Source organism: Flexithrix dorotheae DSM 6795 (genome assembly GCF_000379765.1).
Taxonomy (GTDB): domain Bacteria; phylum Bacteroidota; class Bacteroidia; order Cytophagales; family Flammeovirgaceae; genus Flexithrix; species Flexithrix dorotheae.
The window spans coordinates 41872-54467 of sequence record NZ_KB903432.1 but is presented as its reverse complement, the minus strand read 5'-3'; the positions used below and the strand labels follow the sequence as shown (position 1 = coordinate 54467).

Genomic DNA, 12596 nt, shown 5'->3' with positions numbered 1-12596 from the left:
AAAAGAACAATTTCATCATATGTAATAATTCTCTGATTAATACTTGACAAAGTCAAGTAAATAATTCAATTTTGAATATGAAAGATCATAAAGTAGTGGAAAAAATCCGGGCTTTCAACAGGTTTTACACCAACGTGATTGCAGTATTGGACCAGAGTGTGCTGAACAGCGGAAATTCTTTGGCTGAAGCGCGGGTACTTTTCGAAATCAGACGGTTAGGCCCTGTGACCGCCAGACAACTTATGGAAGCGATTACCATTGATGAAGGTTATTTAAGCAGAATTCTTCAAAAGTTTGTGACCAACGGTGAGGTGCTCAAAAAACAATCCCCAGCGGATAAAAGGCAGTTTCTATTGTCACTTTCTGAACAGGGGAAAATCAGAATGGAAGAATTAGAGCATCTGGCAAATCAGGCAACCGGGGAATTAATTCAAAATTTATCGACAGGAGAAAAAGAAAATCTCTTGAAAAGCATGGAGCAGATTACGGAATATCTGGATAGATCATATTCAAAATTGTGAAAAAATGAAACCGACTCTTGAAAATATCAACATCAGGACAAATTATAAAGCCGGAGATATTGGTTATCTGACCTACATGCATGGCAGGTTTTATGATTTTGATTCTTCTTTCGAATTCTATGTGGCTGAAACTTTAGCTGCATTTTATAAAAATATGGATCCTGAAAAAGAACGCTTTTGGGTAGCTGAAAATGAGGAAAAGATTGTTGGAACCATTGCCTTGAAAAACACAGATAATTTTGCCCAACTCCGTTATTTTTTAATCGATCCTGAGTTTAGAGGTATAGGATTAGGTAAAAAATTAATGGATTTGTTCATGGAATTTTTCCGACAATCCAATTATAAATCCTCCTTTTTACTTACTGAAGCCAGGTTACAAACAGCGGCTCATATTTACGGAAAGTATGGATATCAATATGTGTCTTCCAATCAAACTGATTTTGGGTTAGTGGAAAAAAGATATGAGTTGGTTTTACCATGAGCCACAAAAAAAATACTTGTCCATTTTTCGGTTGCTGAGGTCTTTTCTTTCCCCTTCCTTTGTAGGAAATAGTTTAGCAAAAAAGCAACATCATGCTGATTTCAGATCAAAAGGAAATTTCAAAATATTATCGGGCATTGATAGAAAAAAACAGCCAGTATTTGGGAATATTTTATGCCGGGGTAAAAACAACAGGAATTTTTTGTATTTCAACCTGCCGGGCCAGAAAACCTAAGTTGGAGAATGTGGTTTTTTATACCTCTGCCAAAGAATTATTGCAGCATGGATTTCGGCCCTGCAAAATCTGCCAGCCTACCCAAAATGCGTATGAACCACCAGAGGAAGTAAAAAAAGCCCTTCAACTCACAGAGGCTAAACCCATGGAAAAGGTTAAGGATTATCACCTGAGGCAGCATGGGATAAGTCCGGAAAAAATCAGGCGCTGGTTCAAAAAAAATCATGGTATCACTTTTCAGGCTTATCAGAGAATGACAAGAATTAACAAAGCATTTCAGGAATTAAAAAATGGTAAAAATGTGACTTCTTCAGCTTTTGAATCGGGGTATGATTCCCTCAGTGGATTTGGTTATACTTTTAAAAATTTGGTGGGAAAAACACCTGAAAACAGTAAGGACAAAAATGTAATCTTGATCCAAAGAATAACTACTCCTTTGGGACCTATGTTTGTTTGTGCCACCGATGAGGGAATTTGCCTACTTGAATTTACGGACAGAAGAATGTTGGAAACTGAATTTTCCGATTTGCAAAAACGATTGAATGCAGTGATTCTGGTTGGAGAAAATGAATTTATTATTCAGTTAAAACAAGAATTAGAAGAATATTTTAGCGGGACCAGGTCTGCTTTTTCAGTAAAATTACATACACCGGGCACCGCTTTTCAAAACTCAGTTTGGGGAGCATTACAGCAAATTCCCTATGGAGAAACCAGAAGTTATCAGGAACAAGCGGAAATTTTGAACAAACCAAAAGCGGTGAGGGCCGTAGCTTCTGCCAATGGACACAACAGAATTGCCATTGTAATCCCCTGCCACAGGGTAATTGGAAAAGATGGGAAATTAGTGGGTTATGCAGGTGGATTGGAAAGAAAGAAATGGTTGTTGGAGTTTGAGAAGAAGAATGAAGAAAAACACTAGTGCAAGAGTCCACTTGTACTTTAAACTGAAGTTGACAAGATTGAGTATTTAGCTGAATCCGGGAAATTTCCCAGAAAACAGCCCTCTTTATTTGGCTAAAGTTTGCCACTTTAGCCTATTCAATTTTTTTCAGTTTGTAACTGAAATTTTGTATCAAATCTTATCCATTGGAATAAACCATCCTAAGTTTATCAATTCCCCATTTTCTCTCCTAATTAAAAATAAAGCATAAATTTTTCCCTGCATTAACCTCAATAATTGCTTATATTTAAAGTGGTTTTCTTATAAAGTCTGACTACAAAAATATATTAAATTGAAAATGAAAAAACGGAATTTTCTAATTCTGATCATATTACTAGCTGTCATTTCCTTTTTTACTTATGAAACTTATTTTACTTCCAAAATCAGCTATAATGCCTCTATTCGCCCTATTTTCAATAAACATTGCCTAAAGTGCCATGGTGGAGTGAAGAAAAATGGAGGATTTAGTCTCATTTCCCAGGCGGATGCTTTTGGTGAAACTGAATCGGGAATTCCCGCGATTGTCCCCGGAAATCACCAAAAAAGTGAATTATACCAACGGCTTATTCATCACGATCCTGAAATCCGAATGCCTCAGGAATCCGCCCCGCTTACGGAACAGGAAATTGAATTAATAGCAGAATGGATTGATGAGGGGGCTGAATGGGAAAAACACTGGGCTTATTACCCGCCAGATCCGGATATTCAAGTTCCCGTTAATAGTCAACCTGATTGGGCGAAAAATGAAATTGATTTCTTTGTGAGAGAAAAGCTGGAGGATTTGAAATTAAAACCCAGTGAAGAAGCTGAGAAAGAGATATTAATCAGAAGGTTATACCTTGACCTTATCGGGATGCCACCTTCACCAGAAGAAGCACAATCATTTTTAAAAAATCCTACGGAAGAAGCTTATGAAAAAGAGATAGATTCCCTTTTGGCCTCATCACACCTTGGTGAAAAATGGGCCTCTATGTGGCTTGATCTGGCCAGATATGCAGATACCAAAGGTTATGAAAAAGATTCCCGAAGGACAATTTGGAAATATAGAGACTGGGTAATCCGGGCTTTTAATGACAATATGCCTTTCGATCAGTTTACCGTAGAACAACTGGCCGGTGATTTACTGGAGAAACCGAATGAAAGTCAGTTTATTGCTACAGCATTTCATAGAAACTCCCTTTCCAACGATGAAGGAGGAACTGATAATGAAGAATTCCGGGTTTCAGCTGTGGTGGAAAGGGTAGGGACAACTTTTGAAGTCTGGCAGGGAACAACCATGTCCTGCGTACAATGCCATAGCCATCCTTATGATCCCATTACTCAAAAAGAATTTTACCAGTTTATGGCCTATTTCAATAATTCTGCTGATAAGGATATTTATAATGAGAAACCAAATATCTGGACTTATGAAAATGAAAATAAGCAAAAGGCAGATGAATTAATAAGTTGGATTTCCAGGAATCTGGAAGAAGAAAAAACTTTTAAAGGAAGGTTTCTTTATGAAAAAAGAAACGAACTACTAGACTATTTGGGCATGAATAAAATTGAAGGGGAGGCTTTTGATGAAACAAGTGTATTCATTGAATTGATGCCGCCTAATCAGGATATAATTTGGCAAATTCAGGATAGCTCTTGGGTGATGTATGAGGATATTGATCTCACTGATGTAGAAGCGATAACATTTCATGTGGCGACCCAACTTGCTGGATTTATTGATGTTTATGTAGATGATTTGAGAGGCCAGCCCATAGGAACAATTGAGGTGAAGAAAACCGGGGAATGGAATAGATGGGATGTTTCCAGGCCGGAAGACCCGAGTTATTGGCATGACTTAAAACTTCAGATAAATGAGCAAGCCGGAAAGCATGATTTGTACTTTTATTTCCGGGCGGATAAAGTATTGGCGGGTCACCTGTTTCATGTAGATTGGTTTCAATTGCATGATAAAGCTCCCAGGATTGATCAATATTCAGCCCAATTTAAAGAGATGGTGGATTCCCTGGCCAAACTGGAGGCAGTTCCTACACCAATTTTGAAAGAACTACCATCCGAAAGATCCAGAAAAACCTTTTTGTTTGAAAGAGGAAACTGGCTAAGTCCGGGCTATGAAGTTAAACCTCAAATTCCTGCCATTCTGGTAGCAGGTGATACCAATCGAAATTTTACCAACCGGCTGGAGATGGCCAACTGGCTGGTGAGCAGGGAAAACCCGTTAACAGCAAGGGTTTTTGTAAACAGAATCTGGGAACAAATTTTTGGTTATGGAATAGTCGCTACTATGGAGGAATTCGGTTCTCAGGGAGAAAAGCCTACTCATCCCGCTTTACTGGACTGGTTGGCTTTAAAGTTTATGGAGGATTTTAATTGGGAATTGAAACCATTGATCAAGGAAATTGTGATGTCGGCAACATACAGACAATCCTCCCGAAATGACAGTCTTAAAAATGAAATTGATCCATACAATCAATATTTTTCACGAGGTCCCAGAATTAGGCTATCTGCTGAGCAATTAAGAGATCAGAGTTTAAAAATAAGCGGATTATTGAATGATGAGTTGTATGGCCCTCCAATTATGCCTCCAAGGCCGGATGCTGGTCCGAGTTTGTTTTCCCAATGGTATAGTGATAAAGATGAGCAAAAATTCAGGAGGGCAGTTTATATCCATGGAAAAAGGACCAATCCTTTTCCTGCTATGGTGACATTTGATGGACCTGCCAGAAATATCTGTTCTTCCAGAAGAATCCGGACCAATACGCCTTTACAAGCCTTAGTCCTTATGAATGATTCTATCTATTTTGAAATGTCATTTGCATTTGCCCAGAAAATGCATGAACTCAATATGGATGTGAAGGAAACGCTCAAAAGTGGTTATGAAATGGCGTTGATTTATCCACCGGATTCAGCCAGAATGGCCATTTTAGAGGAATATTATCACAAAACAGCAAAGTATTATCAGGAAAATCCGGGAACTATGCGGGGAGTGCTAATGGGTTATCAGTCGGAAAAGAAAAATGAAAGTTTTGCGGATTCGCTGAAACTGGCTTCACTGGCAATGGTGGGAAATATCATCATGAATCTGGATGAATTTGTGACTAAGCAATAACCGGTGGTAGAACTGGTAGAAAAATTTCAACCTTCGGGTTTAATGAGTGGAAATCCGCTTATTTTTTTGAGGTTATTATAAATATGAAATGAAAAAAATTGATTTAAATACAGAAGCCAATTTGAAAAGGGCTGCTTACAATACCAGGAGGCATTTCCTGAAATCTTGTATGTCTGGGATGGGCGCCATAGCATTCAATCAGATTTTGGCTGGAAGTGTGTTTGGCAAATCCTCCACTAAAGTTGGGGAATTGAGTGGTCCACACTATCCGGCTAAAGCCAAAAATGTGATTTTCCTCCACATGGCCGGAGCACCATCACAGTTAGAACTTTTCGATTACAAACCTGAACTGGCTAAGCTGGATGGGAAAATTTGTCCTCCATCTTTGCTGGAAGGAAAGAGATTTGCCTTTATCAAAGGGCAGCCCAAAATTCTTGGTCCGCAAGCTACTTTCCAACAGTATGGACAATCGGGAGCCATGGTTTCCAATTATCTACCTGAATTTTCCAAAATGGTGGATGAAGTAGCTTTTTTAAAAGCCATGTACACCGAAGAATTTAATCATGCCCCGGCTCAATTATTAATGCAAACAGGTTCTCCCAGATTAGGAAGGCCGGCTATGGGCAGTTGGGTTACTTATGGTTTGGGTTCAGAGAATGATAATTTGCCCGCTTTCATTGTGTTGGTTTCAGGGTCAGTGCCCAGCGCAGGGAAAAGCATTTGGGGAAGCGGATTTCTTCCCACAGTTTACCAGGGAGTGCAGTGTCGGTCTATTGGTGAGCCGGTGCTTTTTCTGGATAATCCTATCGGGGTGGATAGTATGCTCAGACAGGAATCTGTGAATGTAATCAATAAAATAAATGAGTTGGAGTATCAGGAGAGCAGGGACCCGGAAATTTTAACCCGAATTTCCCAATACGAACTGGCTTTTAAGATGCAGACTTCAGTTCCGGAAGTAATGGATATTAAAGATGAACCGGAATGGATTCACGAATTGTATGGCACAGAGCCAGGGAAAGAATCATTTGCCAATAATTGCCTTTTGGCCAGAAGACTGGTGGAGAAAGGAGTGAGGTTTGTTCAGTTATTTGACAGAAGATGGGATACCCATGGAGTGGGCCCGGGCAACGGGGTTGGGTCTGGTCTAAAAAGGGCTTGCACAGCTATAGATAAGCCAATATCGGCACTTTTGAAAGACCTTAAGCAAAGAGGATTACTGGAAGAAACACTGGTTGTTTGGGGAGGGGAATTTGGAAGAACCCCCATGATGGAAGCCCGTACAGGTAAAGGCTATGATGGCAGAGATCATCATCCGGATGCCTTTACCATGTGGATGGCAGGAGGAGGCACAAAACCGGGAGTTTCCATTGGGGAAACGGATGAATTGGGTTTTATGGGCATTAAAGACCGGACTCATGTGCATGATTTCCAAGCCACCATATTGCACCTTTTGGGCCTCAATCACGAAAAACTTACTTATGCTTTTCAGGGCAGAGATTTCAGGCTAACCGATGTACATGGAAAAGTTATTTCCAAGGTTTGTAACTAAGGCCACAGAAGCTAAATTAAAAAGTAAGTTAGTGGTTTATGGTAATCAGTTGATTACCATAAATACCTAGTTAGAAATGGTTATCACTCCGGCTTAATAATATGATCCTTTTTTTACTTTAATCTGCTTATCAACCATATCGTCTTTTATTAATTCATAAGCAGAATCTAATAATTTGGCTCTGTCATGATAAATTAAGATTGGGGTACAGATTAAGTCAGGATTTTCCCTCAGTACAGTTGGAACGTCACTAAAGGATAAATTTTTCTTTTTAAATTTTTCCCTAAAAAGATCAGCTTTTTTGTCCATAAGAATCTCTGGAGATGCTCTAAGCTTTTGAGCGATTTCAATCAGTTGAAGCTCGGTGAAAATGTCTTTTTGAACATCAAACTCCTTCACTTTGTGATGTTGCATACTTTTTACATACCCAAGTGCTTTTTTATCCTCCTGTTTATTCGAATTATAAACAAATAATATTTCGTTTTTCATGACTTTCATTTTGACTTGATTTATAAGAGGTTTTTAATTTTTTTTAAAAGGTCTCTAATGGTGTGACGAATGGATTTAATTTTCTGTAAGTAAATAATATCTAAAACCATCCCATTTTCCGGATCATCATGTGGAGGTAACTGGTGTCCCATTCACATATGGGAAGCAGATAATTTTCTACATTATGTGTGGAATTTATTCAACACTTTTCTACCTTAAAAACTCCTGGAGCAGTATTTTTCCTGCTTTTGTACTGGGCTATTCCGGCTAAACTCCCTATTCTAATACTTTTAGAGATTTCAAGACCTTTTTTAAAAAACCTGGCATAAATCTTTGCCAAATACTATCAAATAATAGTTGTCCGACCAATTATCAACATTCCCCTGAGACACCCAAATAATCAGCGGGAAGGAAATTGCCGGATTTATATTAAATGTTTAACCAATAAAACTAACTTATTAAATGAAAGAATTGCAAGAAAAAAAAGTAGCCATTATCGCCACTGATGGATTCGAAGAATTAGAACTAATTGAACCCAGGAAAGCTCTGGATGATAATGGTGTGACTACTGAAATTGTTTCACTAAAAAAGGGCAAAATAAAAGGCTGGAAAAACGGTAATTGGAGTCAGGAAGTGGCTGTTGACCGGACTGTGAATGAAGCCAATGAAAATGATTATGATGCCCTGGTTATTCCTGGCGGAGTGATAAATCCAGACATTCTGAGAAGAGATGAGAAAGCTGTAAAATTTATAAAAGATTTCTTTAAAAACCATAAACCTGTAGCTTCTATCTGCCATGGCCCACAATTGTTGGTTGAGGCTGATGTAGTAGAGGGACGAAAATTAACTTCATTTCCATCTATTAAAAAAGATTTAAAAAATGCCGGGGCAAATTGGGTAGATCAGGAAGTGGTTGTAGACCAGGGCTTGGTAACTTCCCGATCCCCCGAAGATCTTGAGGCTTTTAATCGCAAACTTTTGGAAGAAGTAAGGGAAGGAAAACATGAACACCAGACTGCATAGCAGATTAGATTAAAATAATTTTTTGTGAAGCACTCTCAGAGGGTGCTTCAATTTTGAATTTAAACCATAACTAATTATGCCAGAGAATAAAACAGCGGATAATAATATCAAAAACCAGGATCAATATGAGGCTTTGAGAGATAAAGGTTATAGCAAACAAAAAGCTGCCCGAATTGCAAATACGCCAGATTCTGGGAAAAAAGGAGGAAAAAGCGAAAAATACGAAAACCGCACAAAATCGGAATTATACGATCAGGCCAAAAAAGTTGGAATTGAAGGGAGAAGTAAAATGGATAAAGAAGAGCTCATTGAAGCCTTAAGAAATAATTAGTCTCTTCATCTGAGAAAACTTTCATGTATCGATCAAATCCTGAGTTAACAAAGTAATTTGCCAGATCTAAATAAAAAATATTGGGTTAAGAAGCCTGCAATTAACTTATTCACAGTTAAAGAGTTTGGGTACATTAAAATTGTAGTCGTCTTTCATTCTGGTATTTCTTTTTAAAAACTGTAGAATGAAAATTTTTCAGGATAAACCTTAAAATACATATTGCCAGATAAATTTAACTTTCCCTGAAAAATACTTTGGTTTTTTTTGACAATGTATATTATATCCTAATATTTAAAGATTCGTATTCCACACCAAAAGATTTTTAATCTTGAATAAATCCAAAATACAACCTGAAATTGATGATAATTTATTATGGTACAAAGATGCTATTATTTACGAACTCCATATTAAAGCTTTTATAGATGGAAACAACGATGGGATAGGAGATTTTGAAGGTCTCCTTGGTAAGTTGGATTATCTGGAAGATCTGGGGGTAACAGCTATTTGGTTACTTCCATTTTATCCTTCCCCCCTTAAAGATGATGGATATGACATTCAGGATTATTATAAAATCAACCCTTCGTACGGTACTGTAAAACAGTTTAAAAAGTTTGTGAAAGAAGCGCACAAACGAAACATCAGAGTCATTACCGAATTAGTAATCAATCACACATCAGACCAACATCCATGGTTTAAGAGAGCCAGAAAATCCCCGAAAGGCTCTGTTGAAAGAGACTATTATGTCTGGACAGATGATCCTAAAAAATACAATGGTGTGCGCATCATTTTTCAGGATTACGAATCATCCAACTGGACTTATGATCCTATAGCCAGGCAATATTATTGGCATCGTTTTTTTCATCATCAACCTGACCTGAATTACGATAATCCAAAGGTTCAGGAAGAGGTTTTTAAAATCATTGATTACTGGGCGGGTATGGGAGTTGATGGTTTCAGGCTAGATGCCGTACCATATTTGTACCAGCGGGAAGGGACAAATTGTGAAAACCTTCCTGAAACACATCAATTTCTGAAGAAACTTCGTCAGCATATAGACGAAAAATTTTCTGGTAAAATGTTACTGGCAGAAGCTAATATGTGGCCGGAAGATTCTGCTTCCTACTTTGGTAATGGTGATGAATGCCATATGAATTATCATTTCCCAATTATGCCACGAATGTTTATGGCAATGCGAATGGAAAACCGATATCCTATTACTGATATTTTTGAGCAAACTCCCGATATCCCTTATACATGCCAGTGGGCCATTTTTTTACGCAATCATGATGAACTCACACTGGAGATGGTTACTGACGAAGAAAGAGATTACATGTATAAGGTGTATGCAGAAAATCCTAAAGCCAAAATTAATTTAGGTTTAAGAAGGAGGCTTGCTCCCTTAATGGATAATAACAGACAAAAAATAGAATTAATCAATACACTATTATATTCCCTTCCAGGTACTCCGGTGATTTATTATGGTGATGAAATAGGTATGGGTGATAATTTTTACCTTGGTGATAGAGATGGAGTCCGGACTCCCATGCAATGGTCTCCTGATAGAAACGGAGGTTTTTCCCACACCAATCCTCAGGAACTTTATCTGCCAATGATTCTTGACCCCGAATATCATTTCGAATCAGTGAATGTGGAAATGCAGCAATCCAATGGTTCATCATTATTATGGTGGACTAAAAGAATGATAAATATGCGTAAAAAATTTAAAGCCTTTAGTAGGGGAACGATGGAGTTTATTCATACGGAAAACTCAAAGGTTTTAGCATTTATACGGGCATACGAAGATGAAATAATTTTGGTGGTTGTTAATCTTTCAAGATACTCTGAAGCTGCAGAGTTGGAGTTGAATGATTATGCTGGCTATTACCTGACTGAAGTTTATAGTAAGAACAAGTTTCCGGTAATAAAGGAAAACCAGGATTACCTTTTCACCTTGAGCCCTCATGCCTATCACTGGTTTCAACTCCAAAATGAGATGACGAGTAGGGAACAGGGGGAAGATTTACCTGAAATTAATTTAGATAGTTTAAAAGAAATAGTTTCTGATGAAACTCTGCAATGGCTTGAAGATAATGCACTTTTGCGCTTTTTTACCAATAGTAGCTGGTACAAGAGTAAGGAAAAAAAGATAGAGCGGATAAAAGTACTGGAAAAAATACCAGTAAAACGGGAGGATTCTCTCAGCTATCTACTCATTTTAGAACTAAATTTTGAAAGTGGTCTGCCAGATTTCTATCAAACAGGTCTGGCCTTTGGAAAGAAGAATGAAAATAAGGTTTTGCAGGAGCATCCGGAAGCCATTATTGCCGAAGCCATGATTGGTGATATGGAAGGGTACTTATATGATGGTTTATTCGACCCAATGGTTCAGGAATTCCTTTTCAAGGCCATTGCCCAGCGGAAAAAAATAAAATCAGGCAATGGAATAGTTAAATTTTTTGATGAGAAAAAGAAAGTATCAAAGTATGTAAAAAAGCATAAAGAGGTGAAAGCCAGAATGACTGCTACCAGACATTCTAATACCTCATTGATCTATAATAATGATTATTATCTTAAAATTTATAGAAAGTTAGACAGGGCCATTAATCCGGATTTAGAGATCATAAGATTTGCCGTGGATGAAAAAGGATTTAAAAACATCCCGGATTTGATGGGTACAATTCAATTAGAATACAGTGAAGATGACTCTATTGTACTTGGTATGTTACAAAAAGCGGTAGACTATCAAAATGACGCCTGGAATTACCTTTTAGATTTTTTCAAAAGGTATATTAATAGAATACAACTAAAGGCTAAAGATTCTGAAACCACTGAGATAAAGCTTAAGGGTTCGTTGGTTAATCCAATAACACTTGAGCAACTGGATGATCCTGAAATGTTAGAACTCCTTGGAGTATTATTTCCGGAAAACATGAAACTATTGGGAAAAAGAACTGCCGAGCTGCATCAGGTGTTGGCCAGTGACGATCAAAAACCAGATTTTAGTCCGGAAGAATTTTCCTTGCATTACCAGCGATCATTGTTCTCTTCTTTTCAGCAATTAATAAGACACACTTTCCAGACCTTAAATAAAAAGCTGAAGAATACACCCGAAATAGTGCAAATGGAAGCTAAAAATTTACTTCCTTTAAAACAAAAAATTCTGGACGAACTAAAAAAAGTCTACGAGAATAAATTAGATATTAATAAAATCAGGGCTCATGGTGATTTCCATTTGAAGCAGGTTTTATTTACAGGACAAGATTTTATTTTTATAGATTTTGAAGGGGAAAATGGGAAAAGTTATAGTGAGCGTAGGTTAAAACGGTCGCCATTAAGAGATTTAGCCAGTATGATTTGGTCCTTCTTTCATGTAGCCTATGAGGGTATTCTGGCCAATGAGGAAATCCGTGAGAAAAATTTAAATTTCTTCAAACCCTGGGCGACTAAATGGTATCATTATATGAGTCAGTTTTTTATGGAATCTTATATTTCAAATGTTGAAAAAGGCATATTTATTCCCGATAAACAGGAAGATTTCGAAAAAATACTGAAGGTTTTTATGCTCGAAAGGGCCGTTATTGAGTTAGAATTTGAGTTAAAAAATCCTTCTGAAAGGATTTTGATTCCAATTTTGGGTATTAAATCTATTTTAGATCCGCCAACAAATTTGGAAAGCCTAAAATAGCATTTAGGTTGAATTTTCTTTAGGTTACTTTTTTATCCAAAGTGCCCTCCATTTTGCCGTAATGCATGAAAACAAAAGCCAGATTTTTTAGACTAAAAATTGAACCCACATTCCTATTTTAGATGATTAAAAACTATTGCTAATTTGATAAATTATATCGTACTTTAATTTAGTATACATTGTGTTTTAGTACATATATATTCTGAGAAATATCATCTCAATATCAAAAAGTTGAGTGC

At 37.3% G+C, this 12596-nt stretch carries 9 protein-coding genes; 8 read left to right on the top strand and 1 reads right to left on the bottom strand.

Annotated elements, in window-relative coordinates; all coding sequences use genetic code 11:
• The first annotated feature begins 77 nt into the window (after window positions 1-77).
• From A3EM_RS0107555 to A3EM_RS0107530, 5 genes are all read left to right on the top strand, one after another.
• On the top strand, window positions 78-521 hold the full coding sequence (locus A3EM_RS0107555; RefSeq protein WP_020527584.1) for a MarR family winged helix-turn-helix transcriptional regulator: 444 nt from the start codon (window positions 78-80) through the stop codon (window positions 519-521).
• A gap of 4 nt (window positions 522-525) precedes the next feature.
• A complete protein-coding gene (locus tag A3EM_RS0107550; protein WP_020527583.1) occupies window positions 526-1002 on the top strand; it encodes a GNAT family N-acetyltransferase in 477 nt (158 codons plus the stop codon).
• Window positions 1003-1094: 92 nt separating this feature from the next.
• A complete protein-coding gene (locus A3EM_RS0107545) occupies window positions 1095-2156 on the top strand; it encodes a bifunctional transcriptional activator/DNA repair enzyme AdaA (RefSeq protein WP_020527582.1) in 1062 nt (353 codons plus the stop codon).
• A gap of 319 nt (window positions 2157-2475) precedes the next feature.
• Window positions 2476-5280 carry a DUF1553 domain-containing protein gene (locus A3EM_RS0107535; RefSeq protein ID WP_020527580.1) on the top strand — a complete coding sequence of 935 codons (2805 nt, stop codon included), beginning with the start codon at window positions 2476-2478 and terminating at the stop codon, window positions 5278-5280.
• Window positions 5281-5368: 88 nt separating this feature from the next.
• Entirely contained in the window at window positions 5369-6829 is a 1461-nt protein-coding gene (locus tag A3EM_RS0107530; protein WP_020527579.1) for a DUF1501 domain-containing protein, read from the top strand.
• Window positions 6830-6922: 93 nt separating this feature from the next.
• Here A3EM_RS0107530 and A3EM_RS0107520 read toward each other — a convergent pair whose 3' ends face one another.
• Window positions 6923-7318 carry an arsenate reductase family protein gene (locus A3EM_RS0107520; protein ID WP_157637781.1) on the bottom strand — a complete coding sequence of 132 codons (396 nt, stop codon included), beginning with the start codon at window positions 7316-7318 and terminating at the stop codon, window positions 6923-6925.
• Between the two features lie 462 nt (window positions 7319-7780).
• Between A3EM_RS0107520 and A3EM_RS0107505 the strand changes: the two genes are divergently transcribed.
• From A3EM_RS0107505 to treS, 3 genes are all read left to right on the top strand, one after another.
• On the top strand, window positions 7781-8341 hold the full coding sequence (locus A3EM_RS0107505; RefSeq protein ID WP_020527574.1) for a type 1 glutamine amidotransferase domain-containing protein: 561 nt from the start codon (window positions 7781-7783) through the stop codon (window positions 8339-8341).
• 76 nt (window positions 8342-8417) lie between these two features.
• Entirely contained in the window at window positions 8418-8672 is a 255-nt protein-coding gene (locus tag A3EM_RS0107500) for a DUF7218 family protein (RefSeq protein ID WP_020527573.1), read from the top strand.
• Between the two features lie 328 nt (window positions 8673-9000).
• On the top strand, window positions 9001-12357 hold the full coding sequence (treS, locus tag A3EM_RS0107495) for a maltose alpha-D-glucosyltransferase (RefSeq protein WP_020527572.1): 3357 nt from the start codon (window positions 9001-9003) through the stop codon (window positions 12355-12357).
• Window positions 12358-12596: the final 239 nt, after the last annotated feature.

Coding starts and splice junctions, on each gene's coding strand:
- A3EM_RS0107530 (WP_020527579.1), top strand. CDS start 5,369: ATGAAAAAAATTGATTTAAATACAGAAGCCAATTTGAAAAGGGCTGCT.
- A3EM_RS0107505 (WP_020527574.1), top strand. CDS start 7,781: ATGAAAGAATTGCAAGAAAAAAAAGTAGCCATTATCGCCACTGATGGA.
- A3EM_RS0107545 (WP_020527582.1), top strand. CDS start 1,095: ATGCTGATTTCAGATCAAAAGGAAATTTCAAAATATTATCGGGCATTG.
- A3EM_RS0107500 (WP_020527573.1), top strand. CDS start 8,418: ATGCCAGAGAATAAAACAGCGGATAATAATATCAAAAACCAGGATCAA.
- A3EM_RS0107555 (WP_020527584.1), top strand. CDS start 78: ATGAAAGATCATAAAGTAGTGGAAAAAATCCGGGCTTTCAACAGGTTT.
- A3EM_RS0107520 (WP_157637781.1), bottom strand. CDS start 7,318: ATGAAAAACGAAATATTATTTGTTTATAATTCGAATAAACAGGAGGAT.
- A3EM_RS0107535 (WP_020527580.1), top strand. CDS start 2,476: ATGAAAAAACGGAATTTTCTAATTCTGATCATATTACTAGCTGTCATT.
- A3EM_RS0107550 (WP_020527583.1), top strand. CDS start 526: ATGAAACCGACTCTTGAAAATATCAACATCAGGACAAATTATAAAGCC.